Source organism: Rhizobium fabae, assembly GCF_003985135.1.
In the GTDB taxonomy this organism is placed as follows: domain Bacteria; phylum Pseudomonadota; class Alphaproteobacteria; order Rhizobiales; family Rhizobiaceae; genus Rhizobium; species Rhizobium pisi.
On record NZ_ML133645.1, the window covers coordinates 432642 to 457167 of the forward strand.

The 24526-nt window shown below is 62.6% G+C and carries 24 protein-coding genes; 13 read left to right on the forward strand and 11 right to left on the reverse strand.

The features are described from left to right. The first annotated feature begins 35 nt into the window (after window positions 1-35). Entirely contained in the window at window positions 36-1139 is a 1104-nt protein-coding gene (ychF, locus tag EFB14_RS02250; RefSeq protein ID WP_126822322.1) for a redox-regulated ATPase YchF, read from the forward strand. A 77-nt stretch (window positions 1140-1216) separates the two neighbouring features. Here ychF and EFB14_RS02255 read toward each other — a convergent pair whose 3' ends face one another. Continuing rightward, window positions 1217-2290, reverse strand: a complete 1074-nt coding sequence (locus tag EFB14_RS02255) for a hypothetical protein (RefSeq protein WP_126822324.1) — start codon at window positions 2288-2290, stop codon at window positions 1217-1219. A gap of 80 nt (window positions 2291-2370) precedes the next feature. Here EFB14_RS02255 and EFB14_RS02260 point away from each other — a divergent pair, with 80 nt between their 5' ends. Both EFB14_RS02260 and EFB14_RS02265 read left to right on the forward strand, forming a co-directional pair. Next, window positions 2371-2841: a MaoC family dehydratase gene (locus EFB14_RS02260; protein ID WP_126822326.1), complete on the forward strand. Its 471-nt coding sequence runs from the start codon at window positions 2371-2373 to the stop codon at window positions 2839-2841. Continuing rightward, entirely contained in the window at window positions 2838-3305 is a 468-nt protein-coding gene (locus EFB14_RS02265; protein ID WP_126822328.1) for a MaoC family dehydratase, read from the forward strand. Before EFB14_RS02260 ends, EFB14_RS02265 begins: the two co-directional genes overlap by 4 nt. A 20-nt stretch (window positions 3306-3325) precedes the next feature. Here EFB14_RS02265 and EFB14_RS02270 read toward each other — a convergent pair whose 3' ends face one another. The 4 genes from EFB14_RS02270 to petA all read right to left on the reverse strand — a co-directional run bounded on the left by EFB14_RS02270 (window position 3326) and on the right by petA (window position 6859). Continuing rightward, the gene (locus EFB14_RS02270) at window positions 3326-3868 is read right to left on the reverse strand and encodes an adenine phosphoribosyltransferase (protein ID WP_126822330.1); all 543 of its coding nucleotides are present in this window, start codon (window positions 3866-3868) and stop codon (window positions 3326-3328) included. Between the two features lie 219 nt (window positions 3869-4087). Further along, window positions 4088-4972, reverse strand: a complete 885-nt coding sequence (locus tag EFB14_RS02275) for a cytochrome c1 (protein WP_126822332.1) — start codon at window positions 4970-4972, stop codon at window positions 4088-4090. A gap of 25 nt (window positions 4973-4997) precedes the next feature. Further along, the gene (locus EFB14_RS02280; protein ID WP_126822334.1) at window positions 4998-6266 is read right to left on the reverse strand and encodes a cytochrome b; all 1269 of its coding nucleotides are present in this window, start codon (window positions 6264-6266) and stop codon (window positions 4998-5000) included. Window positions 6267-6280: 14 nt separating this feature from the next. Then, window positions 6281-6859 (reverse strand): ubiquinol-cytochrome c reductase iron-sulfur subunit, encoded by a 579-nt coding sequence (gene petA / locus EFB14_RS02285; RefSeq protein ID WP_126822336.1) that lies wholly within the window; start codon window positions 6857-6859, stop codon window positions 6281-6283. 287 nt (window positions 6860-7146) lie between these two features. On the opposite strand from petA, the gene EFB14_RS02290 reads away from it, so the two are divergent. Further along, window positions 7147-8079: an endonuclease/exonuclease/phosphatase family protein gene (locus EFB14_RS02290; protein ID WP_126822338.1), complete on the forward strand. Its 933-nt coding sequence runs from the start codon at window positions 7147-7149 to the stop codon at window positions 8077-8079. Here EFB14_RS02290 and EFB14_RS02295 read toward each other — a convergent pair. Beyond that, on the reverse strand, window positions 8035-9948 hold the full coding sequence (locus tag EFB14_RS02295; protein ID WP_126822615.1) for an ABC transporter ATP-binding protein: 1914 nt from the start codon (window positions 9946-9948) through the stop codon (window positions 8035-8037). The genes EFB14_RS02290 and EFB14_RS02295 overlap by 45 nt on opposite strands. A 163-nt stretch (window positions 9949-10111) precedes the next feature. On the opposite strand from EFB14_RS02295, the gene EFB14_RS02300 reads away from it, so the two are divergent. Next, window positions 10112-10342, forward strand: coding sequence for a CopG family ribbon-helix-helix protein (locus tag EFB14_RS02300; RefSeq protein WP_126822340.1), 231 nt, complete (start codon window positions 10112-10114; stop codon window positions 10340-10342). A 107-nt stretch (window positions 10343-10449) separates the two neighbouring features. Here EFB14_RS02300 and EFB14_RS02305 read toward each other — a convergent pair whose 3' ends face one another. Then, window positions 10450-12306: an ABC transporter ATP-binding protein gene (locus tag EFB14_RS02305; protein ID WP_126822342.1), complete on the reverse strand. Its 1857-nt coding sequence runs from the start codon at window positions 12304-12306 to the stop codon at window positions 10450-10452. A gap of 385 nt (window positions 12307-12691) precedes the next feature. On the opposite strand from EFB14_RS02305, the gene EFB14_RS02310 reads away from it, so the two are divergent. Beyond that, on the forward strand, window positions 12692-13153 hold the full coding sequence (locus tag EFB14_RS02310) for a tRNA (cytidine(34)-2'-O)-methyltransferase (protein ID WP_126822344.1): 462 nt from the start codon (window positions 12692-12694) through the stop codon (window positions 13151-13153). A gap of 200 nt (window positions 13154-13353) precedes the next feature. Continuing rightward, on the forward strand, window positions 13354-15000 hold the full coding sequence (locus EFB14_RS02315) for a Na/Pi cotransporter family protein (protein ID WP_126822346.1): 1647 nt from the start codon (window positions 13354-13356) through the stop codon (window positions 14998-15000). A 3-nt stretch (window positions 15001-15003) separates the two neighbouring features. Here the strand turns inward: EFB14_RS02315 and EFB14_RS02320 are convergent, their stop codons facing one another. Further along, window positions 15004-15264: a hypothetical protein gene (locus EFB14_RS02320; RefSeq protein ID WP_126822348.1), complete on the reverse strand. Its 261-nt coding sequence runs from the start codon at window positions 15262-15264 to the stop codon at window positions 15004-15006. Between the two features lie 177 nt (window positions 15265-15441). Here EFB14_RS02320 and hemF point away from each other — a divergent pair, with 177 nt between their 5' ends. The 3 genes from hemF (at window position 15442) to EFB14_RS02335 (ending at window position 17018) form a co-directional block, all read left to right on the forward strand. Then, window positions 15442-16353 carry an oxygen-dependent coproporphyrinogen oxidase gene (gene hemF, locus EFB14_RS02325; protein WP_126822350.1) on the forward strand — a complete coding sequence of 304 codons (912 nt, stop codon included), beginning with the start codon at window positions 15442-15444 and terminating at the stop codon, window positions 16351-16353. 103 nt (window positions 16354-16456) lie between these two features. Then, entirely contained in the window at window positions 16457-16720 is a 264-nt protein-coding gene (locus tag EFB14_RS02330) for a hypothetical protein (RefSeq protein ID WP_126822352.1), read from the forward strand. 112 nt (window positions 16721-16832) lie between these two features. Continuing rightward, window positions 16833-17018, forward strand: a complete 186-nt coding sequence (locus tag EFB14_RS02335; RefSeq protein WP_010029983.1) for a DUF1059 domain-containing protein — start codon at window positions 16833-16835, stop codon at window positions 17016-17018. A 73-nt stretch (window positions 17019-17091) separates the two neighbouring features. Here the strand turns inward: EFB14_RS02335 and EFB14_RS02340 are convergent, their stop codons facing one another. From EFB14_RS02340 to EFB14_RS02350, 3 genes are read right to left on the reverse strand one after another with little or no spacing between them, the layout of a single operon-like run. Continuing rightward, entirely contained in the window at window positions 17092-18345 is a 1254-nt protein-coding gene (locus tag EFB14_RS02340) for a CCA tRNA nucleotidyltransferase (protein WP_126822354.1), read from the reverse strand. Then, a complete protein-coding gene (locus EFB14_RS02345; protein WP_126822356.1) occupies window positions 18342-18992 on the reverse strand; it encodes a CoA pyrophosphatase in 651 nt (216 codons plus the stop codon). The genes EFB14_RS02340 and EFB14_RS02345 overlap by 4 nt, the downstream gene beginning before the upstream one ends. Next, on the reverse strand, window positions 18989-19612 hold the full coding sequence (locus tag EFB14_RS02350; protein WP_126822358.1) for a DUF1285 domain-containing protein: 624 nt from the start codon (window positions 19610-19612) through the stop codon (window positions 18989-18991). The genes EFB14_RS02345 and EFB14_RS02350 overlap by 4 nt, the downstream gene beginning before the upstream one ends. Before the next feature lie 158 nt (window positions 19613-19770). Between EFB14_RS02350 and EFB14_RS02355 the strand changes: the two genes are divergently transcribed. From EFB14_RS02355 to EFB14_RS02365, 3 genes are read left to right on the forward strand one after another with little or no spacing between them, the layout of a single operon-like run. Next, complete coding sequence (locus EFB14_RS02355; RefSeq protein ID WP_125847355.1) at window positions 19771-20781, forward strand: AAA family ATPase; 1011 nt, start codon at window positions 19771-19773, stop codon at window positions 20779-20781. A gap of 13 nt (window positions 20782-20794) precedes the next feature. Next, window positions 20795-21715: a DUF58 domain-containing protein gene (locus tag EFB14_RS02360; RefSeq protein ID WP_126822360.1), complete on the forward strand. Its 921-nt coding sequence runs from the start codon at window positions 20795-20797 to the stop codon at window positions 21713-21715. Further along, entirely contained in the window at window positions 21712-24525 is a 2814-nt protein-coding gene (locus EFB14_RS02365) for a DUF4159 domain-containing protein (RefSeq protein ID WP_126822361.1), read from the forward strand. The genes EFB14_RS02360 and EFB14_RS02365 overlap by 4 nt, the downstream gene beginning before the upstream one ends. Window position 24526 lies beyond the last annotated feature (1 nt).

Consider the following 24526-nt stretch of genomic DNA (forward strand, 5'->3'; position numbering starts at 1 on the left):
GCAGGGCAAAGTTACCAATAGATATGGATCAAGCCATGGGCTTCAAATGCGGCATTGTCGGTCTGCCGAACGTCGGCAAATCGACCCTCTTCAACGCGCTCACCAAGACGGCGGCGGCACAGGCGGCGAACTATCCCTTCTGCACGATCGAGCCGAACACCGGCGAAGTCGCCGTGCCGGATCCGCGCATGCGCAAACTTGCCGATATCGCCAAGTCCAAGGAATTGATCCCGACGCGCATCTCCTTCGTCGATATCGCCGGCCTCGTGCGCGGCGCCTCGAAGGGTGAAGGCCTCGGCAATCAGTTTCTCGCCAATATCCGCGAAGTCGACGCCATCGTGCATGTGCTGCGCTGCTTCGAAGACAGCGACATCACCCATGTCGAGGGCCGCATCAATCCTGTGGCCGACGCCGAGACGATCGAGACAGAGCTGATGCTTGCCGACCTCGAAAGTCTGGAGCGGCGCACCGAGCAGACGCGCAAGCGCGCCACCGGCAAGGACAAGGATTCGATGGCGATGCTGCCGATCATGGAAGCCTCGCTGAAGCTCCTGAACGAAGGCAAGCCGGTGCGCACGCTGCTGTCGACGCTCGACGCCGAGGAGATCGCCATCCTCAAGGGCCTCAACCTGCTGACCTCGCATCCGGTGCTCTACGTCTGCAACGTCGCTGAAGGCGATGCATCGACCGGCAATGAATTCACCGAGGCCGTCGCTGTCATGGCGAGGGAACAGGGCGCCGAAACCGTCATCATTTCGGCGGCGATCGAAGCTGAGGTCGCCCAGCTTGCCGAAGAGGAAGCCAAGGAATTCCTCTCCGCCCTCGACCTTGACGAGGCAGGCCTCGACCGGCTGATCCGCGCCGGCTACAAGCTGCTCCACCTCATCACCTATTTCACCGTCGGCCCGAAGGAAACGCGTGCCTGGACGATCGAGCGCGGCACCAAAGCGCCGCAGGCAGCCGGCGTCATCCATTCGGATTTCGAGCGCGGCTTCATCCGTGCCAACACCATCGCCTATGACGATTACATCAAATACAACGGTGAAGTCGGCGCGAAAGATGCCGGCAAGGCGCGCGACGAAGGCAAGGAATATGTCGTCCAGGACGGCGACGTCATTCACTTCCGCTTCAACACCTAAAAGCACGACGCCGAAAACTGTGAGAGGTTTTCGGGCACATCATGCTTTGGCTAATTCATTTAGAACAGGCTGCCGCCTCAACCGGGCGGCAGCCTGTTTGCGATTGCCGGCGGCAGTGCCCTGAGCACCAGCCGCCGAAGCGGCATCCACCCTGTTCCGATGACGAGCACGATGGCCCCGACGACGATCAGCGTCGTGAAGATGTAAGTGTCGGCAGTCGCGCTTCCGTGCCGGACGACGCTGAAGATCGCAGCGCCGAGCGACAGCAGCCCCGAGGTGACGAAGGCGCGGCGGTCGATGATGAGGCCGATCAGCATCAGCGCCGCCACGGTCGCGACGACCACGGGCGTGCGGGCGGACATGTTCGCCAAGTCGAAGATACGGCCGCCTTCTCCGAAAGACAGCAGGGAAACGGTACTGTAGAGCAGCGCGGGCGCCGCCCCGAGATGCAGCCAGAAAGCGATATCCGAGCGCGTCGTCCGGCGCAGCCGGTCGCCGAGATCGAAATAGAGCGCCATCGCGAAGAGACCGAGCGCGCAGATGAGCGCGATCAATGCCAGCAGAGCAAGATGATCGACGAAAAATGCGGGATTGCCGCTTAGCCATTGCACCAGGCGCAAAAGCACGGTGAGTACCAAGGCAAGCGTCGACATGATAGCGAGCGCCAGCGACAAGGGCACGCGATAGCGGGCATAGTAGACGCCGAGAAGGATCGGGAAGCCGGCAACGAACTGCGTCAGGTCAGCCCCGATTTCGGAAGTCCACGGCGTGAAGACGCGGGACATCAGCACGAATGTCCAGCACAGCAGCGCGACCGTCAGGCTGACGGCCGGCAAGGCGAGCCGCTGGCGGCGCACCAGGATTTCCGAAAGCACGAGGATAGCCGGCGGCACGGCGTAAAGCGGCGCAAGGCCCCAGAGGCCGGCAAGCGCGACGACGACGCCGATGGTGATCAGCACGTCGTGGAACCCGCGCACGAAACGTGGCGTCTCCGTATCCGACCAGGCTTGCCCTTCGGCCGCCATTGCCGGCGGTCCCCCGGCGACGGCTACGCCGCGCGCGATGAGGAACGGCAGAAGCCGCCCGCCCGCCTCCGGCGAAATCAGCCCTTCGCGCGCCGCCTCGTCGAGTATCGACCTCAGTTCCGTCATGCCGGTTTATCTCCCCGGAATCATTGAGCCCGCGCGGATGCTATTGTAAACATTGTGCGCTTGATATGGCGGAGGAGCGAATGTCGGCAGAAAAGCTGTCCCTGGAGGATTTCGAACCCAGCCGCCGCTTTCCCCTCGGTCCGAAGCTGGTTCTCGCCGAGGAAATCATCGAGTTCGCCAGCGAATTTGATCCGCAGCCGATGCATATCGACGAAGCCGCCGGCCGCGCCAGCATCCTTGGCGGACTTGCCGCCTCGGGCTGGCATACCTCCGCGATGCTCATGCGCATGATGGCCGACAGTTACATCGTGAACGCGCTCTGCGAGGGCGCGCCGGGCATCGATCTGATGGAATGGCGAAAGCCGGTGCTTGCGGGCGACATGCTGCAGGGTCAGTCTCTCGTGCTCGAAGCCCGGCCGATGCGCTCGCGCCCCGGCATGGGCATCGTCAAGTTCCGCCACGAGCTGGAAAACCAGCGCGGCGAACTTGTCTGCGTCTCGGAGAATTCGGTGATGATCCGGATGCGTCCCGGCTCGGAGCTGTCAGCATGAGGATGTCGGAACTTTACGCCGTCGGCGAGAAGGGCGAGATCGGCAGCTATGCCTTTACCGAGGAAAATATCATCCGCTTCGCGAGACGCTACGACCCGCAGCGTTTTCATGTCGACAAGGAAGCCGCGAAAGACACCCTCTTCGGCGGCCTTTGGGCCTCGGGCTGGCACACCACGGCCGCGTGGATGCAGACCTTCCTCGCCTTTTGGGAAAGGCAGCGCGTCGCACTCGCGGAACAGGGCCTGACGGCGCCGAATCTCGGCCCCTCGCCCGGCTTTCAGAAACTGCAATGGCAGCGGCCGGTCTTCGCGGGCGACGTGGTCAGCTATTCCGTCGCCTTCCTCTCCAGCCGGCCGCTCGCATCGCGGCCGGGTTGGCATCTCAACACCATTCTCTGCGAAGGCGTCAATCAGAACGGTGATCCCGTCATGCGCTTCGAAAGCGGCGTCCTCGAATTCGATTGACGCCGCCCATAGATACGGGTTCAGTGCCCCGAGAATTCGACCAGCGTGTGCACGACGACGCCGAGTTCTTCCAGCTTCCTGCGGCCGCCGAGATCCGGCAGATCGATGACGAAGCAGGCGCCGACCACTTCGGCGCCCATCTGGCGCAGCAGCTTCGTCGCGCCAACGGCCGTGCCGCCGGTAGCGATCAGGTCATCGACCAGGATCACCTTCTCGCCCGGCTGGACCGCGTCACGGTGCATCTCCATCTCGTCGACGCCGTATTCCAGGCTGTAGGCGATGCGCACGGTGTCGTGCGGCAGCTTGCCCTTCTTGCGGATCGGCACGAAGCCCGAGGAAAGCTGGTGCGCCACCGCGCCGCCGAGGATGAAGCCCCGCGCCTCCATGCCGGCGATCTTGTCGATCTTCGTACCGGCATAGGGCTGCACGAGTTCGTCGACCGCCCGGCGGAATGCGCGAGGGTTGCCGAGCAACGTCGTGATGTCACGGAAAATGATCCCGGGCTTGGGGTAGTCGGGAATGGAGCGAATGCTGGCTGCGAGCTCCGACGTCGTATTGTCCATGGAAAGTCCATATTCTGCTAAAGCATGTCGCGCAAATGTGTGCAGCGGTTTTGCGCTCACGACATGTCGCAAAACCAAAACCTAAAGCGTGGCAAGCCAATCTGAAAGATCGCGACACGCTTTAGGGCATGAAACTGGCTGCACCCTATCAATTGCCAAGGGCGGAACCAACAAAAAAGGCGGCCCGCAAGCCGCCTTTCGAATTCCGGCAAGGAACGCTCAATGGTCCTTGTTGGCGTAGACCGAGCGTTTCGTCAGGTAGATCAGTACTGTGAAGATCGCCAGGAAGATCATGACCATGAAGCCGGTGCGCTTGCGCTCCTCGAGATGCGGCTCGGCGGCCCACATCAGGAAGGAAGAGACGTCCTTGGCATACTGATCGACGGTCTGCGGCGCGCCGTCATCATAGGTCACCTGGCCGTCGGAGAGCGGCTTCGGCATGGCAAAGGCAGCAGCCGCATGGAAATACGGATTGTAATGTGCGCCCTGCGGCACCTGGAAACCGGCCGGCGGCTCTTCATAACCCGTCAGCAGCGAGTAGATGTAGTCAGGGCCGTTTTCCTGATACTGCGTGAAGATGTCAAAGACGAACCGCGGGAAGCCGCGCTCGACTTCACGGGCCTTGGCGATCAGCGAAAAGTCAGGCGGAGCCGCGCCGTTGTTGGAAGCGGCGGCCGCCTCCGCATTCGGGAACGGCGACGGGAAGTGATCGGAAGGGACCGCCTTGCGGGTAAACATCTCACCGCTGGCGTTCGGGCCGTCCTGAACTTCGTAATTCGCGGCGAAAGCCTTCACCTGCGCCTCGGAATAACCGAGCTCGTCGAGCGTGCGGAAAGGCACGAGGTTCATCGAATGGCAGGCGGAACAGACTTCGGTGTAGACCTTGAGGCCGCGCTGGAGCTGGCCCTTGTCGTAATGGCCGAACGGACCGGCAAAAGTCCATTCCTGCTCCCTCGGCTCCTTCAGCGGATAGTGCGGCGTAGCACCTTCCTCGTGATGGGCCGGAGCCGCACCGCTGGCGGGCGTCGCCTCCTCGGCCAGGGCTGCGCTGCCGAGAGCGGCAGCAACAGCGAGCGAGAGAATGCTTGCAACAAGCTTTTTCATATTTCTATTCCTTCCCGTCGCTCGCTCAGGCCGTGGCCGCAGCAACCTTGTTGCGCTTTTCGAGGACCGCTTCGGTGATCGAATTCGGAATGCGGCGCGGTGTTTCCACCAGACCGAGAACCGGCATCGCGACCAGGAAGAAGGCGAAGTAGAGGAGCGTGCAGATCTGCGAGATCGTGGTGAACACGCCTTCCGCAGGCTGCGAACCCAGCCAGCCGAGGATGATCGCGTTGAGCACGAACAACCAGAAGAACAGCTTGTACCAGGGGCGATAGACCGCCGAACGCACCTTCGAAGTATCGAGCCAGGGCAGGAAGAACAGCACGATGATCGCGCCGAACATCACGAGCACGCCGCCGAGCTTGGAGTCGATCGGACCGATATTGAAGGTGATCGAACGCAGCATCGCGTAGAACGGCAGGAAGTACCATTCCGGAACGATATGAGCCGGCGTCTTCAACGGGTCGGCCGGGATGTAGTTGTCGGCATGGCCGAGGAAGTTCGGCAGATAGAAGACGAAATAGGCGTAGACCAGCAGGAAGACGGAAACGCCGAGCGCATCCTTCATCGTCGCATAGGGCGTGAAGCGCACCGTATCAGTCTTCGTCTTGACCTCGACGCCTGTCGGGTTCGTCTGGCCGGTGACGTGCAGCGCCCAGATATGCAGGACGACGACGCCGGCGATCATGAAGGGAAGCAGGTAGTGCAGCGAGAAGAAGCGGTTCAGCGTCGGCTGATCGACGGCAAAGCCGCCAAGCAGGAACTGCTGGATCCATTGGCCGACCAGCGGGAAGGCCGAGAAGAAGCCGGTAATGACGGTCGCACCCCAGAAGGACATCTGACCCCAGGGCAGAACGTAGCCCATGAAGCCGGTCGCCATCATCAGGAGGTAGATGACCACGCCGAGGATCCAGAGGATTTCGCGCGGCGCCTTGTAGGAACCGTAGTAGAGACCACGGGCGATGTGCAGGTAGACGGCGACAAAGAAGAAGGATGCGCCGTTGGCATGCAGGTAGCGCAGCAGCCAGCCGTGGTTGACGTCGCGCATGATCTTTTCAACGGAGTTGAACGCAATCGACGTGTCAGCGGCGTAATGCATGGCGAGCACGACGCCCGTCAGGATCTGCACGATCAGCATGACGGCAAGCATGGCGCCGAAGGTGTAGGCGTAGTTCAGGTTCCTCGGAACCGGGTACGCAATGAAGCTGTCATAGACCATGCGCGGCAGCGGAAGGCGCGCATCGACCCATTTTTCCAAGCCGGTTGATGGCTCGTAGCTGGAATGGCCACTCATGAATCAGTCTCCCCTCAACCGATCTTGATTTTTGTATCGGACACAAATGAAAAGGTCGGAATCGCCAGGTTCTGCGGCGCAGGACCCTTCCGGATGCGGCCGGCCGTGTCGTAGACCGAGCCATGGCAGGGACAGAACCAACCATTGTACTCGCCGGCCTGGCCGAGCGGAACGCAGCCGAGATGGGTGCAGGTGCCGACCATGACGATCCAGTTTTCCTTGTCCTTGCCGCCCGAACGGTCAGTGCCGGTTGCCGGGGCGTCGGGCGGAAGGTTTGCATTGCGGGCGATCGGATCCTTGAGGTCCGACAGCGCAACGTCGGCTGCGGCTTTGACTTCTTCCGGCGTGCGGTTGCGGATGAAGATCGGCTTGCCACGCCACTTGACCGTCAGGGACATGCCGGGCGTAAGGCTCGCGACATCGACTTCGATGGAAGCGAGCGCCAAGGTGGACGCATCCGGACGCATCTGGTCGATGAACGGCCATGCAAGCGAAACGGCGCCGACAGCACCCGCCATACCAGTGGTGAGATAAAGGAAATCACGGCGAGTGGGCTCTGCTGAAGCCTCGCTTGTCGTTACGTGTTCGCTCACGGCCTATCCATCCTCTGCGCAAATTGTCGCGGAATTCCGCCCCGCCCCCTTTACCGGCGAATCTCTCTGGACACAATTCGGCCATAGATTCCCCGGCAATCCGGCGCGTTCTATGCTTGATCGCAAATTATGTCCAGCCTTGACAAGGGGATGAGGGCACAATGTCGCGGGAAATTTCCGATGAAATTTTTAAGGCAAACACCCGCTTGCCATTATGTTGCATTGCAACAAAAAGGCCACCGTGATAGGCGCTGTCGCAATCACGCCAGCAAGCCGGACCGGAGCGGATGAGAGACACGATTTATTGCGTATTCAGCGTCCTCACGACCCTCGTCCTCGCCGTCGTCTCGCTGCGCTATGTCAAAGATTTCTATCTGCTTTCCTTCTTTTACAGCTTCCAGCTCCACCTGGCGGTAGCCGCGGCGGCCGCGTCCATCGCGGCTCTTGTCGTCAAGCGGCACTGGTATGGCTTTCTGACGCTCGGCGTCTCGCTGGTCCTTGCCGCCCACGGCGTCGTGATGACCCGCGAATTCGTCGAGCCCGCGGTCGACGAGAACCGTCCCGCTCTCTTCCGGCTGCTGTCCTTCAATATCGAGAACGACAATTTCGCAAACGGCCCTGCCATCGCCGACATGGTCCTCGCCTCGGGCGCTGACGTCGTCAACATCCTGGAAGCCGAACCGCTGCTGTCGGAACTGCCGCGGCTCTTGAAGACCTATCCCTATTATATCGGCTGCGGCGTCGGCATGGAGCAATGCGATACGCTCGTCCTGTCGAAGCGCCCGCTGATCGAACCCCGCATCCGCAATCTCGGCCTACTCTGGCGCAACCGGCTGACGGTCTCGACGATCGATTTCGATGGCCGGAAGGTCAATTTCCTCGCCGCGCACCTGACCAAACCCTATTATGATGAATTCCACGGCCTTGAGATCGAAGATCTCGACGAGATCATCCCTTCCCTGCCCGGACCGCTCGTTCTTGCCGGTGATTTCAACACGTCGATTCTGGCGCCCGACGTGCAGTACCTTATGCGCCGCCAGGGCCTGGGCACGGCATCGCTGGAGCCCGCGACATGGCCGATCCGCGCCGGTCCCTTCGGCATTCCGATCGATCACGTCTTCAGCAAAGCACCTCTCCGGCTGAAATCGGTCCGCCGCATCGAGAACAGCTTCGGATCAAACCATTTTGGCCTCTTGGCGGATTTCGTCGTCGACCCTTGAGCTCTGGTCCTCGTCCGCCGCGAGGAAGCCGCCGGACTGGCGCGCCCAGAGTTCGGCATAGAGCCCGCCGCGGGAAAGCAGCTCCTCATGGCTTCCCTCCTCGATGATGCGGCCCAGATCGACGACGATCAGCCGGTCGAGCGCAGCGATCGTCGACAGCCGGTGGGCGATCGCCAGCACCGTCTTGCCCTCCATGATCCGATGGAGATTGGACTGGATCGCTTCTTCCACTTCCGAATCGAGCGCCGAGGTCGCCTCGTCGAGCACGAGGATCGGCGCATCCTTCAGCATGACGCGGGCAATAGCGATGCGCTGCCGCTGCCCTCCCGACAGTTTGACGCCGCGTTCGCCGACATGCGCATCGAAGCCTTTGCGGCCCTGCTGGTCCTGCAGGCGGGAAATGAAATCGATGGCCTCGGCGCGCCGGGCCGCCTCCACCAGCCGCTCCTCGCCGGCATCCGGCCGCCCGAACAGGATATTGTCGCGCACCGAGCGATGCAGCAGCGAGGTGTCCTGGCTGACGACGCCGATCTGCGTCCTGAGCGATTCTTGCGTCACGGCTGATATATCCTGGCCGTCGACGAGGATGCGGCCCCCCTGGATATCGTAGAGGCGCAGCAGCAGGTTCATCAGCGTCGATTTCCCCGCGCCCGAACGGCCGACGATGCCGACCTTCTCGCCCGGGCGTATGGTCAGGGAGAAATTCTCGACGACGGGCTGGTGATCCTTGCCGTAATGGAAGGAAACATTATCGAAGCGGATGCCGGGCTGCCGGATCACCAGGCTCCTGGCATCGGGCCGATCGACGAGGCCTAGCGGCTGGGAGATCAGCTCGGCGGAGTTCTGGATGGTGCCGAGATTGCGCATGATGCCGTTGAACTGCGTCATCAGTCGCCCGAGCAGGAAATTCAGCCGGAGCACCAGTGCCAGCGAGAAGGCTACCGCACCGGAGCTGACCAGGCCGCGCAGCCAGAGATCGACGCTCAAGCCCGCCATCGTCACGATCATCAGGCCGGAGAGCAGCGCCATGGAGGCCCTGACACCGGTGATGAAGCGTGTGAAACGCAGCACCGTGTCCTGATAGATGTCGAAGCCCTGCCGCATGTAGCGGTCGCTCTCTTCGTCGCGCGCAAAGAGCTTCAGCGTCTGCATGTTGCTGTAGGAATCGACCATCCGCCCGTTCAGCATCGATCCGGCTTCCGCCGTTTCGCGGGAATGACGGCGGATCCTGGGAACGAAATGGCGGGCAAGCAGGCTGAAGGCGCCGAGCCAGAAGAGAACGACGGCGGCAAGGGAAAGGTCCAGCCGGGCGACGAGCACCAATGTCGTTACCGCATAAATGCCGACGAACCACACGCTTTCCATCAGCGAAGTGACGAGATCGCCGGTTGCCTGCCCCGCCGACCAGACCTTGGTGACGATGCGCCCGGAGAAATCGCTCTGAAAGAACGACAATGACTGTCTTGAGACATGGAGATAGGATTGCCAACGTGCTAGATTATAGAAGCCGGGCGTGATCACCTGCTGATCGACCAGCGCGATCAGGAAGGCAATGACGAAACGCACGATCCCGATCAAGGCGAGCATGCCGAACAGCTCACTGCCATGGGCTGCGAGGAGGCCGCTCCAGCCGGCGCCGGGCGTGATGCTGGCGAGAATGTCGACCAGCCGGCCGACGAACCAGAAGAGCGCGGCCTCGATGGCCGCTGATGCGCCGCCGAGAATGAGCATGGCGATGAAAGGCATCTTCGCCTGGCCGATATAGAACCGGATGAATCCGAGCGTTCCGCGCGGCGGCTGGAGATTGGCGCGCGGACGGAAGGGATCGATCCAGGTTTCGAACAGGCGAAGGATGGGGCTCAGGAACATGGAAAACGATATAGGCGGATTGAGGGGAGCGGCAAAGGGAATGAAAAGCGGACGCAACCTTATATTTTCGTAATTATCGGTAACATCGGCGGCATCGCCATTGATTGCTCCCGAACCCGTCACAATCTGACGATACGATCGCGCTTCACCGGAGAGAAGGTCGATGGAAACGAAAGTGCTTGATGCGCATATTCCGATTCCGCTTGCAGAAAGGCTCGATGCCATGGCGATCGACCTGGCGCAGCCGCGCGATGAGATCGTCACCGAAGCCATCACCACCTGGCTCGACCGCGAGGAGCGCCACCGCATTACAGCGCTGCGCACGATCGCCGCCGCCAACACCATCGTTCTCGTCGAACATCACCGGGTGATCGACTGGGCCGACAGCCTTTGAATGAAAAGGGGCAGACGCGGTTCGGGTCTTCAGCAACCGTCCAGTAATCTCAGAACCACCCTAAGAATTCGATAGGCCCTCCCCGCTTCCACTAGGAGGGCCTATCCTTATTCCGCCGCCTCTTCCGCCTCCTCGGCGTGATCGGAAAGGAAGCCGCCGGACTGGCGGTTCCAGAGGTCGGCATAAATGCCGCCGCTCTCGATCAGTTCGCTGTGCGAACCGGCCTCGATGATCCGTCCCTTGTCGAGCACGATCAGCCGGTCCATCTCCGTCAGCGTCGAAAGCCGGTGGGCGATCGCGATCACCGTCTTGCCCTCCATCAAGGCGAAGAGGTTCTCCTGGATCGCCGCCTCGACTTCCGAATCGAGCGCCGAGGTCGCCTCGTCGAGCACCAGGATCGGCGCGTCCTTCAGGAAGACGCGGGCAATCGCGATGCGCTGCCGCTGGCCGCCTGACAGTTTGACGCCGCGTTCGCCGACCTGGGCGTCGAGCCCTGCACGGCCCTGCATGTCGACGAGCCCTTCGATAAACTCCCAGGCATTGGCGCGCTTGGCCGCCTCGATCACCTCGGCGTCGGTCGCCTCCGGCCGGCCGTAGGCGATGTTGTCGCGGATCGAGCGGTGCAACAGGGAGGTATCCTGCGTCACCACGCCGATCAGCGAACGCAGGCTCTCCTGCGAGACGCCGGATATATCCTGCCCGTCGATGGTGATGCGGCCGGCTTCCAGGTCGTAGAAGCGCAGCAGCAGGTTCATCAGCGTCGTCTTGCCGGCACCCGAGCGGCCGACCAGTCCCACCTTCTCGCCCGCCTTGATGTCGAGCGACAGATTGTCGATGACGCCCTTGCTCTTGCCGTAGTGGAAGCGGATGCGATCATAGTGGATCGCGCCCTTCTTGGCCGTCAGGGAAGGTGCGCCCGGCTTGTCGACGATGTCGTGCTGTTTGCTCATCATCTCCATGCCGTCATAGACCGTGCCGATATTCTCGAACAGCGCCGAGACTTCCCACATGATCCATTGCGACATGCCGTTGACACGCATGGCAAGACCGATGGCGATGGCAATCGCACCAACCGAGATCGCCCCGTTCAGCCAGAACCAGATCGACAAGCCCGATACGACGAAGAGCGCGACGCAGTTGTTCAGGTAGACGCTGACGTGGAAGAGCGTCACCTTGCGCATCTGCCTGTGCACGGTCTGCAGGAACTCGTCCATGCCCTGCTTGGCGTAGACCTCCTCGCGCCCCGCATGCGAAAACAGCTTGACGGTCGCGATGTTCGTATAGCTGTCGACCACGCGCCCCGTCATCATCGAGCGCGCATCCGCCTGCGCAGCGGCGATCTTGCGAAGCCGCGGCACGAAATAGGAGACGATGCCGATATAGACGGCGAGCCAGACGAGGATCGGGATCATCAGCCGCCAGTCAGCCGCCGCGATCACGATGATCATCGTCAGGAAGTACGTGACGACATAGACGAAGACGTCGAGGATCTTCATCACCGTTTCGCGCACGGCAAGCGAGGTCTGCATCACCTTGGTGGCGACACGCCCGGCAAACTCGTTGGCGAAGAACGTCATGCTGTGGCGCAGCAGGAAGCGGTGCATCTGCCAGCGCGCGATCATCGGATAATTGCCGAGCATCATCTGGTGCATGATGAGCGAATCGAGACCGGCCGCCAGCGGCAAGCCGACAAGCACCAGCGCCGCCATCCAGAAAAGCTTATGGCCTTGCGCCTGCAGGAAGGTGGCCCGGTCGGCATTGGTCAGCCAGTCGACGATGTCGCCAAGGAACTGGAAAAGCGCCACTTCGCCGACGGCAATCAGTGCCGTCAGCACGGCCATCAGGCCGAGCCAGGGCGCTGCCGGTTTGCTGTAGTGCCAGCAAAAGGCAAAGAGACCCTTCGGAGGGGCGATAGGCTCCTCGCTCGGAAAGGGATTGAGTCTCTGTTCGAACCAGCCAAACATGAAATTGCTCCGAAACGTCAGCGTTCCGGCTCCCGGCTTCGCGCCATCCCGGCGCTACGCAAGCACATATGGGAACCGGACGTTCTAAGGGCGAGGCTAAACAGCCGCGCAATGGATCAAAAGGGGGATTTTTAGAAAGAAGCCCGCTCTAGCGGCGCCATGTCGCCTTGATCGGCATCACGGCGGGAAAGCGCATAATGAGCAAAATATTCATGTGGCCCTCCCTGCTGGCGATTGAAGCCGTGCATCCATAACGCGAAAAACGCGAAACTTCCAGTCCTGTGATGACGTAAATTGAATGTTTCTGGGCCAAACCGCGCCCTGTTGCGCCGAAATCACAGTTGCATTAGGCCTCTCGCGTCGGAACAAAACAAACGGCGCATGGATGACGAACCTCAGATTGGCACTCTACCAGCCGGATATCCCCGGCAATACCGGCACGATCCTGCGCCTTGCGGCCTGCCTCGGTTTCGCCGTGGACCTGATCGAACCCGCCGGCTTCGACGTCTCCGACCGCAATCTGAGACGGGCCGGCATGGATTATATTGCCGCCGCCGCGCTGACCCGCCATGTCAGCTGGGATCATTTCGAGGCGTGGCGCGCCGCGACCGGCCGCCGCCTGATCCTCGCCTCGACCAAGGCTGCGGAGCGCTATACCGATTTTGCCTTCCATTCGGACGACATCCTGCTTTTCGGCCGCGAAAGCGCCGGCGTGCCGGACCAGGTACATGAACGGGCCGATGCCCGCATCCTGATCCCGATGGTCGAGGGCCAGCGTTCCATCAATGTCGCAGCCTCTGCGGCGATGATCGTCGGCGAGGCGATGCGCCAGACCGTCTGGGCTTGATCGGCGCGGGCTTCGGCGGAATTGCCGCCCAGTTCCGGAATGTGTCGCAAAATGACGTTGCCAAGCTGCGGAACTGCGTTATATTTATTAGCCGGGCAATCAAAAAGATGTCGATTGCCCCCATAATTTCAACGGCTTGAGAAGATTGTCCATCAGTTCGCGATTCTTTGGACAGATGAAAGAAGAATAAAACCAAGACAATGGATTCCACCGTCACCATGATCAACCTGTTCGGCGCCGTGGCTCTGCTGCTGTTCGGCCTTGCGCAGGTGAAGGATGGGGTGTCCAGAGCCTTCGGCGCACGGCTCAGAACGGGTCTGGCGACCGGGACGCGCAGCGGCTTTCGTTCCTTCCTGTCGGGGCTCGTGGCGACCGTCGCCCTGCAAAGCTCGACGGCAACGGCGCTGATGACCGCATCCTTCGTCGAGCGTGATCTGATCAAGCCGCGCATGGCGCAGATCGTCCTGCTCGGCGCCAATGTCGGCACGGCGATCACCGCCTGGATCGTGGCGACGGGCATCGAATGGCTCTCCCCGCTGCTGATCCTGGCCGGCATCGTGCTTTGCCGTGGCCGCTCCAGCACCCGTCAGGGCGGCGGCGGCGCGCTGATCGGCATCGGCCTGATGCTGCTGTCGCTGCATCTCCTCGATCTTGCGACGGAGCCGATGCGCGCTTCCCCGGCCCTCGCCGCTTTCATCGGCCTGCTGGACGGCGCCTTGCCCGTGGCGCTGCTCTTTTCGGCGGCCCTTGCCTTCGTGTCTTCATCAAGCCTCGCGGTGGTGGTGCTCATCCTGTCGCTTGCCTCGGCCGGGCTCATTTCAGCCGAACTCGTCATCGTGCTCGTGCTGGGCGCCAATCTCGGCGGCGCCATACCGCCTGTTGTCGCGACATTATCAGGTCCGGCCTCGGCACGACGCGTCACCATCGGCAATCTCGCAATCCGCACGCTCGGATGCATCATCGCGCTGCCGCTCGCAGGTTATGGCGCGGAACTCATCCAGATGCTGCCCTTCGGACCTGCCAAGCTGCCGGTCGATGCCCATCTTGCCTTCAACCTTCTGCTCGCCGCATTCGCCTGGCCCGTCTCCCGGCCGCTCGCCGCCCTGATGGCCCGGCTGGTGCCGGATCAGGCCGAGCCCGACAACGCGCCCAAATATCTGGATGCGAACGAACTTTCGACGCCCGTCATTGCCCTTGCCAGCGCCACCCGCGAAGTGCTCGGCATCGGCGACCTCATCGAGCGCATGCTGATGCGGGTTTCCGAAGCTCTCGAACATAGCGACGCGTCTAAGCTTGCCGAGATTGCAGCCCTCGAAGAGCGCGTCGACCGGCTGCAACAGGCCGTGAAGGTCTATCTCTCCAAGCTCGGCCGTGAAGGCCTCAGCGACGAAAACGCCCGCCGCTCGATCGTCGTCATCGATTACGCGATCAACCTCGAACATATGGGCGACATCATCGAGAAGGGCCTCTCGGAGCAGGTGTCGAAGAAGATCTCGCTCGGGCTCAAATTTTCCGAAGACGGCCACCAGGAACTGCGAAAGCTGTTCGATCTGACGATCGATAATCTGCGCGTCGCCCAGACGATCTTCGTTACCCGCGATTTCAATCTCGCGCGCCAGATGATGGAGGTGAAGGTCGAGGTGCGACGAATGGAAAAGCAGTCCGCCGAGCATCATCTCGAACGCCTGCGTGACGGCCGTGCCGACAGTCTGCAGACCAGTTCCCTGCATCTCGATATGCTGCGCGACCTGAAGCGGATCAACGCCCATATCGTCTCGGTAGCGCATCCGATCATGGATGAAAGCGGCCTGCTGATCGAAAGCCGCGTGCGGAGCGCCGCGGAGTGACGGTCAGTCCGCCGAAGGCAGGCGGCGCATGGTGAACTCGATCCGGTCGCCATCGAGCTGGCGCCAGCTCTCCACCTCGGTCCAATAAGCAGCTTTCGGATATTCGTCGAACCATTCGCGCGCCTTGGCGCGGGCGTCGATCAGGCCGAGGCAATATGTCTCACGCACGAAATGGTCTTTCTTGCGGGGAGGATTTTCCGCCCGGTGTTTCGCCATTCTGCGCTTCAGGCCGTCGAAGGACGGGGGTCCTGGAATTTTTGCCATCAAACCTACCTCTTGGGGAAAAAGTAGTATCGATTTCCTCGCTTTGCGAGTCGAATCTCGAAGGCTGGCGCCGGCCCGCCTCGGCTTGGCGAGATGCGGCGCCACCTGCTAGATGTGGCCGACAACGAGGAATAAGCGAGTCGCGTCCGCAATGGATGCCGGCCGCTGGAGGCGTAAATGGAAAGACCGGAACTGCCGATCGGCTTGCCTGAGGATATCGAAGAGAAGAAGGCGGCTGCCCGCAGCTGGTTCGAAGGGCTGCGCGATACGATCTGCGCCTCCTTCGAGGCCCTCGAGGACGAGTTGGAAGGTCCGCTCTCCGACCAGGAACCCGGCCGCTTCGTCGCCAAGGATTGGTCGCGCGAAAATGGCGCCGGCGGCGGTGGCCGGATGTCGATGATGGAAGGCCGCGTTTTCGAAAAGGTCGGCGTCCATACCTCGACCGTCCACGGCGAGTTCGCCCCGGATTTCCGGGCGCAGATACCGGGCGCCAAGGACGATCCGCGCTTCTGGGCCTCCGGCATCTCGCTGATCGCCCATCCGGTGAACCCCAACGTTCCCGCCGTGCATATGAACACCCGCATGGTCGTCACCACCAGCCGCTGGTTTGGCGGCGGGGCCGATCTGACGCCGGTGCTGTCGCGCCGCCGCACGCAGGAGGATGAGGACAGCCAACTCTTCCACAAGGCCATGGAAATCGCCTGCCGCAACCATGCGGTCGCCGATTACGATGCCTACAAGACCTGGTGCGACGACTATTTCTTCCTGAAGCACCGCAACGAGCCGCGCGGCATCGGCGGCATCTTCTACGACTGGCTGCATTCGAGCGAGGAAGCCGGCGGCTGGGATGCCGATTTCGCCTTCACGCGCGATGTCGGCCGGGCCTTCGCCATGGTCTATCCGAAGATCGTCCGCTCCAACTTCAATAAGATGTGGACGGAAGCCGACCGTGACGAACAATTGATCCGCCGGGGCCGATACGTCGAATTCAATCTGCTGTATGATCGCGGCACGATCTTCGGCCTGAAGACAGGCGGCAACGTCGAATCCATTCTCTCTTCGCTGCCCCCCGTCGTCCGCTGGCCGTGAAACTGTGAGATCTCGTCGATAAATTCGAAGTGAGGTACCTTCATAAAAATTCAGTGCGTCCTAACTTTATATGTATGTGCGTAACAATCGGAGGAGGATTGTCATGACGATACAAAGCGGCTCGCCTGTATCCACGAATGTTCAGGAAACACCCCGCGTGATCGACACGCCGGAATTCCTGACGCGCATCGCCGAGCAACTGAGAGCCAAGAGCGGCTCGGATCTGCCTCTCTCCTGCTTCATCGAGCAGGTCAAGCTGCAGCTGGCCGGCGGAAAGTCGCCGGAAGAATTGCAGAAAGAGGCAGCCAACAACAACATGCCCCGCCATCTCTCGGATACCTACAAAGCCTGGGCAATGCCCGATTGAAAGACCTTCTCCGGTCGACACCTGATGCCGGCCGGAACCTTCTCTTCCCACGTACATTCATCAATCGCGTGAAAACGCGTTGGCCGTTGCGTCTCAGACAGAGGAGAAAACCATGCGACTTTTCGAATGCGGCACGCTCGTTCCAGGCTGCGCCTGGCACACCCGGGCAGACAATGACGCGGAAGTCGTCCGCCGCGCCGTCGAGCACCTGAAGACCGCCCACGGCGAAACGACCATCCGCGAAAACATGGTCGACAACATCAAGGCCCGCATCCGCGACGAGGCGACCGCAGCTTGATTGCCGACGGCAGACAGCAGCGATAACAGAGGCTTGAGCCGCGCCGCATCCATGGGATGCGACGCCACGCTGCCTATCGCACGCGCTCCTGCAGCCGGGCGAGCAATGCTGCCCGATCGGAAGCGAAGTTTTCCTCCACCCACTGGCTTTCCAGCGCCGCCAGCAGTTCGCCGACACGCGGACCCGAGGCGATGCCGGCCGAGATGACGTCGCCGCCATTGACAGGAAATGCCGGTTTCTTCCAGTTCACCGTCAGTTGAAGCAGCTTGATGAGCCGCGCCGTGCGCGCCATTTCACCGAGATCGCCTTCGGCCTTGCCGCGCGCAACGGCGAGCGCCAGCTTCAGCCGTGTGGTGATGCCGTCTGTGCCGTTGCGATAAAGCAGCCGCTCAAAGGCGGCCGACGAGATTTCGTCATTGACCGGCGCTGCCATTGCCCAGGCCTTGAGGGTGGCCGCTTCCGCATTCGAGAGCTTCAGCCGGGCCGCAAGCGCCTCCAGCCGTACGGCATCGGGCGGCACGATCGCCGCAAGGCGCAGCAGCGGATCGGGCGCCCAGCCGAGCGCCTTTTCGGTGGCGACCAGCGACGGGATCGCATCGATCCCCCATCGTTCCGTTTCCGGCAGGATTTCCGTCAGCACCGCAACCTGTCGCATCCAGAGCAGCGCCCGGCCGGGATCGTCGGCGCCGAGCAGCTTTCTGAGCTCCGACCAGACGCGCTCCACCGACAACGCCTTCAGTTTCGAGCGCGCCGCCGAACAGGCCTTCAGCCCCTCGGCATCCGGCCGGCCGGAACCGTAATAAGCAAAGAAGCGGAAGAAACGCAGGATGCGCAGATGATCCTCGGCGATGCGCGTTGCCGGATCGCCTATGAAGCGGATGTTGCGCGTCTCGATGTCGGCAAGCCCGCCGACGAGATCCACCACCTCGCCCTCGGCATCTGCATAGAGCGCATTGATCGTCAGGTCCCGCCGCTCGGCATCGACCTTCCAGTCGGTGCTGAAGGCGACCTTGGCACGGCGTCCGTCGGTCTCGACGTCGGTGCGCAGCGTCGTCACCTCGAAGGGCTTGCCATCGACGACGAGCGTCACGGTGCCGTGCTGCAGGCCCGTTGGAACCGCCTTGACGCCGGCCGCCGCCGCCCGCTCCATCACGATCTCGGGCGTCAGTGTCGTGGCGATGTCGATATCGCTGACCGGCAACCCCATCAGGCTGTTGCGCACCGCGCCGCCGACCACGCGCCCTTCCCCGCCATCGGCGTTGAGAAGGGCAAGGACCTGGCCGAGTGCCGGATCGCGGAACCATGCTTGGTCGGCAAGGCCGGTCATGCATAAAGCCTTTCATAAAGCGTGCGGACGATGCCGGCGGTAATGCCCCAGATCATCCTGGTTTCATAGGGCATCCGGTAGAAATGCCGGTCGATGCCGTCGATGACGCGCTTGTCGCGGCTGTGATTGGCCGGATTCATCAAAAAGGAAAGCGGCACCTCGAACACATCGTCCACCTCGGCCGGGTTCGGCCTCAGCGCGAAGCCAGGCGAGACGACGCCGAGCACCGGCGTGATGCGGAAACCCGTCGAGGCGAGATAGTTCGGCAGCCGGCCGACGGTTTCGACGTAGGAGCCTGCAAGGCCGATCTCCTCCTCCGTCTCGCGGATCGCCGCCATTTCAGGCGAGACATCGGCGGGATCAATCGAGCCGCCGGGAAAGGCGATCTGCCCGGAATGCTTGCGCAGCGTCGCCGTGCGCTTGGTGAAGATCACATGCGCCTCCTCGCCGTCGTCGACGACGGGCACGAGCACGGCGGCATCGCGCAGCTTAAAGGTCGCGACTTCGGCCACGATATCAGGGTTGAGGATATGGTCCCCGTGATCGCGCCAGGCATGATCCACCGGCCCGCCGCTCTGATTGAGCGCGCGACGGCGGAATTCGGCCGCTGAAAACAGCGGATAACGTTGGGCAATAGCATCGTTCATCGGCAAAGCGCATCCAATTCTTCGGCCGGCATGACAGGGAAGACCTCGCCTACGGAGCGGACCGCAAACATCGCCTGCCCCTCGACATCGAGTGTCTCGCCGAGCGCGACCAGTTCATACATCACCGCACGCGACACCAGCGCCTCCAGCCGCCCGCGCACATGCAGGTAGGGTTTCAGTTCGGCATTGTCGCCAGCAATGGCAAAACGCAGCCGATGCTCTCCTCCCGCCTCCACGACATCACCGACATTGGTGCGGAATGTCAGCACCTGGTAGCCCTCCCGCGCCGTCACGCTCATCTCCACGGCGACGAAAGGCGCGTCGACAACCCTTATGCCAACCTTTTCCACAGGAGTTACGAGATAGGTCTTCTCATCCTCGTCCCTCCTCAAAACCGTCGAAAACAGCCGCACCAGCGCCGGCCGGCCGATCGGCGTGCCCATGTAGAACCAGGTGCCATCGGCCCTGATCTCCATGTCGATATCGCCGCAGAAGGGCGGATTCCACCGCTCCACCGGCGGTAATCCTCGATTTTTACCGCCGATTTCCTGGGACGCGCGCGAAATCAGCGCGGCAAGCCCCGCCGCATCCGCCTGTCCGCTGATTTCCTCGGCTGCCATTCTTCCGTCCCGGTTTGTCCTTAACGAAGTAAAGTCACGAGATAGTCATTCGTAACGAACTTGTCAGCCCGTCGCATCTCCATAACTCTATCGAGTATGAGGCAGATGTATAAGTCCGCCGATTCGCAGCCGAATGATTTCAGCCGTTGGAGATGCCCGTGGGTATGATGAAGACCGAAGCCAGCCTCGATGAAAAGGCGATCGTCGCCGCCGCCGAAAGGGCGCTCTCCGATATCGCCGCCATCCGCGTGGAAGTCTCGAAGGTGATCTTCGGTCAGGAAGGCGTGGTCGAGAACACCATTCTCGCCGTGCTCTCCGGCGGTCACGCCCTGCTCGTCGGCGTTCCCGGCCTTGCCAAGACCCGGCTGGTGACGACGCTCGGCGAAGTGCTCGGTCTTGCCGCCAACCGCATCCAGTTCACGCCCGACCTGATGCCCTCGGATATTCTCGGCTCCGAGGTGATGGACCAGGACGATAGCGGCCGGCGCTCCTTCCGCTTCGTCAAGGGGCCGGTCTTCGCCCAGCTTCTGATGGCCGACGAAATCAACCGCGCTTCGCCGCGCACGCAGTCGGCGCTGCTGCAATCCATGCAGGAATATCACATCACCATCGCCGGCCAGCGCTACGACCTGCCCGCGCCCTTCCATGTGCTTGCCACCCAGAACCCGCTGGAGCAGGAAGGCACCTATCCCCTGCCCGAAGCCCAGCTCGATCGTTTCCTGCTGCAGGTCGACGTCAACTATCCCGAGCTTGCCGCCGAGCGCCAGATCCTGCTCGAGACGACCGGCTTGAGCGAAACCCGGCCGCAAGCCGTCATCGATGCGCAGCGGCTGATCGAGATCCAGACGCTGGTGCGCCAGATGCCGGTGAGCGACACGGTGGTCGATGCCATCCTTTCGCTGGTGCGCTCCGCCCGTCCCGGACAGGGCAATGCCTCGACCGACAAGAACGTCGCCTGGGGCCCAGGCCCGCGCGCCGGCCAGGCGATGATGCTCTGCGCGCGTGCCCGCGCGCTATACGAAGGCCGTCTCGCCCCGTCCCTGGACGATATCTTCGCGCTCGCCGAACCCATTCTCCAGCACCGCATGGCGCTGACTTTCGCCGCCCGCGCCGAAGGCATGTCGGTGCGCGACGTCATCGCCGGACTGGTCAGGCAGGCAAAGGGATAAGGAAGCCGGACGCGTGGCATCTATCGGACAGATCGTCAACCCGACGTCAGGCAGCGATGCCCTTTCCCGCGCCAGGCAGCGGGCGGCCCTGATACCGGACTGCCTGGTGGAAGCCAAGCGCATCGCCAACACGGTAATCGCCGGTTGGCATGGCCGCCGCAAGCGTGGCATCGGCGAGAATTTCTGGCAATTTCGCCCCTATGCCGAAGGCGAAAGCCTGTCGCGCATCGATTGGCGCCGCTCCGCCCGCGACGACCATACCTATGTGCGCGAGCGCGAATGGGAGGCGGCGCACACCATCTGGCTCTGGTGCGACATGTCGCCCTCGATGATGTACAAGTCGAGCTACGGCAGCGTCTCGAAGGAAAGCCGGGCGCTCGTCGTCATGCTGGCGCTTGCCGAAATCCTTGCCCGCTCCGGCGAACGCATCGGCTGCCCCGGCATCATGGACCCCGTCTCTACCCGCACCGCCGCCGAACGGCTGGCGGCGGCACTCATGCACACGCCGCTGACCGGCGGCCTGCCGGAAACGGCGATGATCCGCGGCTGGAGCGACCTCGTGCTCATCGGCGATTTCCTCGACGATGCGCCGGCAATCATGGAGCGCCTCGGCCCGCTTGCCCGCCGCGGCCTGCGCGGCCATGTAATCGAGATATCAGATCCCGCCGAGGAGCTATTCCCCTATAGCGGCCGCACCGAATTCACCGATCCGGAAACCGGCGCCAGGCTGATTTCCGGCCGCGCCGAACACGTCCGCGACGCCTACCGCAACGCCTACCTCGCGCGCAGGGAGAACCTCGGCCAGTCGCTTCGCCATCTCGGCTGGACCTTTGCGACCCACCGCACCGATCACCTGGCTTCGGAAGCGCTGGTCGCCATGCACATGTATCTCTCGGGCATGCCGGCCAAGGCGACGCATGGAGGGATGTTATGAACGCCCTTCCCTTCGCTTTTGCCTATCCTGCCATTCTCGGCGCCCTCGTTGCGCTCCCCGTCATCTGGTGGCTGCTGCGACTGACGCCGCCGCGCCCGAAGGCCGAGGTCTTCCCGCCGCTGAAGATCCTCGCATCCGTGCTGAAGCGCGAGGAGACGCCGGCGCAGAGCCCCTGGTGGCTGACGCTGCTGCGCATGCTGCTCGCCGCCACCATCATCCTTGCGATCGCCGATCCGGTCTTCAACCCGCGTACAAGTTCGCTGGCTTCAGGTGGCCCGCTCGTCCTCTTCGTCGACAATAGCTGGGCGGCCGCACCCGACTGGGAGCGCCGTGTCCAGACCGCCGGCGCGCTGATAGACGACGCCGAATCCGCCGGCACGCCGGTGTCGATCGCCTTCACCGCCGATCCGGCCAATGACGCCATTCCCGGCACCGCGGCCAGCGCCCGCGACAAGCTGCGCGCCGCCGAGCCGCGACCGCTGGTGCCGGACCGCGAGCGCGCCTTCCAGGCGCTGCGCGCCGCCCTGAACGGCGTCAAGCCCGGTACCCTCGCCTTCCTCACCGACGGCGCGGCCGCCAAGGCCGACGACGCCACGGTGCGGCAACTCGCCGAACTCCAGCCCGCCGATCTCCGCCTGATTGAAGGCGATGCCGCAAAGACGGTCGCGGTCACCGCGGCCAACAATGCGGCTGATGCCATGACCGTCAAAGTCACGCGGCTCAACAGTTCGCATGCCGCATCCGTGGCGCTGAACGCCGTTGATGCCCAGGGCCGCTCGATCGCCAACGGCCGGGTGGATTTCAGCCCCGGCCAGAGCGTCGCGACGAGTTCGATCACCGCTCCCTTCGAGATGCGCAACGATTTCGCGCGCATCAGCGTCGACAACGGCGCGACGGCAGGCGCCGTCCACCTTCTCGACGACGCATTCAAGCGCCGTCGCGTCGTCTTGCTGTCGGGTGCGGGAGGCGACGAGTTCCAGCCGCTGCTCTCGCCGCTCTATTATATCCAGCGGGCGCTGCAGCCTTATGCGGATCTGGTCCAACCCGCCGATTCCGATCTTGCCGTCGCCATACCGAAGCTTCTTGCCAACAATCCCTCCATCATCATCATGGCCGATATCGGCCGGCTGCCGGAGGAGACCTACGAACCCCTGACACGCTGGATATCGAACGGCGGCATGCTCCTGCGTTTTGCCGGCCCGCGCATGGCGGCAGCACCCGCGGACGATCCGCTGATCCCCGTCATCCTGCGTCAGGGAGAACGCGCGCTGGGCGGTACATTGTCCTGGAGCGAACCGCAATCGCTGGCCGAATTTCCGAATTTCGGGCCTTTCGCCGGCATAGCGCGTCCCGCGGACGTCGTCGTCAAGCGGCAGGTGCTTGCCGAACCGACACCCGATCTTGCCGAGCGCACCTGGGCGAGCTTGGCCGACGGCACGCCGCTCGTGACGATGAAGCAGCTCGCATCCGGGCAGATCGTCCTGTTTCACGTCACGGCGGAAGCGACCTGGTCCGATCTGCCGATCTCCGGCACCTTCGTCGACATGCTGCGCCACCTGCTGCAGATATCGCGCTCAGGTGGCGTGACGTCGGAGGCGCGCGGCAATGCGCGTGTTGCCGAAACCCTGCCGCCGTTCCGGATGCTGACGGCCAAGGGCATGCTCGTCTCCGAGACGGGCGCGGCGCGCCCGCTCATTCCCAAGGCCGGAACCGAACCGACGGCGAATTTCGACAATCCGCCCGGGCTCTACGGCTCGGAAGACGGTTTCACCTCCCTGAACGTGCTGCCGGAGGACGCCGAACTGAAACCGCTCGACACAACGGGAACCAACGCCGTTCGCGAAGGTCTGATCGGCGGCGAAAGCTGGTCGGCAAAGCCGGCGCTGTTCCTCGCAGCCTTTCTGCTTCTGCTCGCCGATAGCCTGATCGTCCTCTTCATGAACGGCGCCTTCTCGCGATTGCGCCCGGCTGTCCGCACCATGGGCGTGATCGCGGTGGCAATCGGCGCGGGCTTCCTCATGCAGCCCGGCACGCTTCACGCCAACGACGTCAGGCCCGGCGACGACGTCATCCTGGAGAGGCTGGACAATACCCATCTCGCCTATGTCGTCACCGGCGAACAGGAGGTGGACGATATATCGGAGCGCGGCCTGGAAGGCCTCACCCAGTTCCTGACCTTCCGCACGACGCTGGAGCCGGCGCCGCCCGTCGGCCTCGACCTCACCAAGGACGAGCTCGCCTTCTATCCGATCATCTACTGGCCGGTCTCGGCGACGGCGCCGATGCCGTCCTCGGCCGCGATCAGCCGCATCGACGCCTATATGCGCAATGGCGGAACCGTGCTTTTCGACACGCGCGATCAGATCAGCGCATTGGACAATGGCGGCAATGTCAGCGCCAACGGCCAGAGACTGCAGGAAATCCTCGCCAATCTCGATATTCCGCCGCTGGAGCCGGTGCCGTCGGATCACGTGCTGACGAAATCCTTCTATCTCCTGTCGAGCTTTCCCGGCCGTTACACCGGCAGCCCCCTCTGGATCGAGGCCCGGCAGGGCGGCCGCGAGCCAAGCGCAAAATCGGCGGCGACGGCCGACGGCGTTTCACCGATCCTGATCACCGGCAATGATTTCGCCGGCGCCTGGGCGATCGACGAGAACGGCACGCCGATGCTGCCGACCGTGCCCCAGGATGAAACGCAGCGCGAATATGCCTACCGCTCCGGCGTCAACATCATGATGTACATGCTGACCGGCAACTACAAGACAGACCAGGTTCATGTTCCCGACCTGCTCGAGCGGTTAGGACAATGAT

What these genes read in the sequence shown, in the direction of transcription:
- ychF (WP_126822322.1), top strand. Translation starts at nt 36, where the DNA reads ATGGGCTTCAAATGCGGCATTGTCGGTCTGCCGAACGTCGGCAAATCG.
- EFB14_RS02255 (WP_126822324.1), bottom strand. Translation starts at nt 2,290, where the DNA reads ATGACGGAACTGAGGTCGATACTCGACGAGGCGGCGCGCGAAGGGCTG.
- EFB14_RS02260 (WP_126822326.1), top strand. Translation starts at nt 2,371, where the DNA reads ATGTCGGCAGAAAAGCTGTCCCTGGAGGATTTCGAACCCAGCCGCCGC.
- EFB14_RS02265 (WP_126822328.1), top strand. Translation starts at nt 2,838, where the DNA reads ATGAGGATGTCGGAACTTTACGCCGTCGGCGAGAAGGGCGAGATCGGC.
- EFB14_RS02270 (WP_126822330.1), bottom strand. Translation starts at nt 3,868, where the DNA reads ATGGACAATACGACGTCGGAGCTCGCAGCCAGCATTCGCTCCATTCCC.
- EFB14_RS02275 (WP_126822332.1), bottom strand. Translation starts at nt 4,972, where the DNA reads ATGAAAAAGCTTGTTGCAAGCATTCTCTCGCTCGCTGTTGCTGCCGCT.
- EFB14_RS02280 (WP_126822334.1), bottom strand. Translation starts at nt 6,266, where the DNA reads ATGAGTGGCCATTCCAGCTACGAGCCATCAACCGGCTTGGAAAAATGG.
- EFB14_RS02290 (WP_126822338.1), top strand. Translation starts at nt 7,147, where the DNA reads ATGAGAGACACGATTTATTGCGTATTCAGCGTCCTCACGACCCTCGTC.
- EFB14_RS02295 (WP_126822615.1), bottom strand. Translation starts at nt 9,948, where the DNA reads ATGTTCCTGAGCCCCATCCTTCGCCTGTTCGAAACCTGGATCGATCCC.
- EFB14_RS02300 (WP_126822340.1), top strand. Translation starts at nt 10,112, where the DNA reads ATGGAAACGAAAGTGCTTGATGCGCATATTCCGATTCCGCTTGCAGAA.
- EFB14_RS02305 (WP_126822342.1), bottom strand. Translation starts at nt 12,306, where the DNA reads ATGTTTGGCTGGTTCGAACAGAGACTCAATCCCTTTCCGAGCGAGGAG.
- EFB14_RS02310 (WP_126822344.1), top strand. Translation starts at nt 12,692, where the DNA reads ATGACGAACCTCAGATTGGCACTCTACCAGCCGGATATCCCCGGCAAT.
- EFB14_RS02315 (WP_126822346.1), top strand. Translation starts at nt 13,354, where the DNA reads ATGGATTCCACCGTCACCATGATCAACCTGTTCGGCGCCGTGGCTCTG.
- EFB14_RS02320 (WP_126822348.1), bottom strand. Translation starts at nt 15,264, where the DNA reads ATGGCAAAAATTCCAGGACCCCCGTCCTTCGACGGCCTGAAGCGCAGA.
- hemF (WP_126822350.1), top strand. Translation starts at nt 15,442, where the DNA reads ATGGAAAGACCGGAACTGCCGATCGGCTTGCCTGAGGATATCGAAGAG.
- EFB14_RS02330 (WP_126822352.1), top strand. Translation starts at nt 16,457, where the DNA reads ATGACGATACAAAGCGGCTCGCCTGTATCCACGAATGTTCAGGAAACA.
- EFB14_RS02335 (WP_010029983.1), top strand. Translation starts at nt 16,833, where the DNA reads ATGCGACTTTTCGAATGCGGCACGCTCGTTCCAGGCTGCGCCTGGCAC.
- EFB14_RS02340 (WP_126822354.1), bottom strand. Translation starts at nt 18,345, where the DNA reads ATGACCGGCCTTGCCGACCAAGCATGGTTCCGCGATCCGGCACTCGGC.
- EFB14_RS02345 (WP_126822356.1), bottom strand. Translation starts at nt 18,992, where the DNA reads ATGAACGATGCTATTGCCCAACGTTATCCGCTGTTTTCAGCGGCCGAA.
- EFB14_RS02350 (WP_126822358.1), bottom strand. Translation starts at nt 19,612, where the DNA reads ATGGCAGCCGAGGAAATCAGCGGACAGGCGGATGCGGCGGGGCTTGCC.
- EFB14_RS02365 (WP_126822361.1), top strand. Translation starts at nt 21,712, where the DNA reads ATGAACGCCCTTCCCTTCGCTTTTGCCTATCCTGCCATTCTCGGCGCC.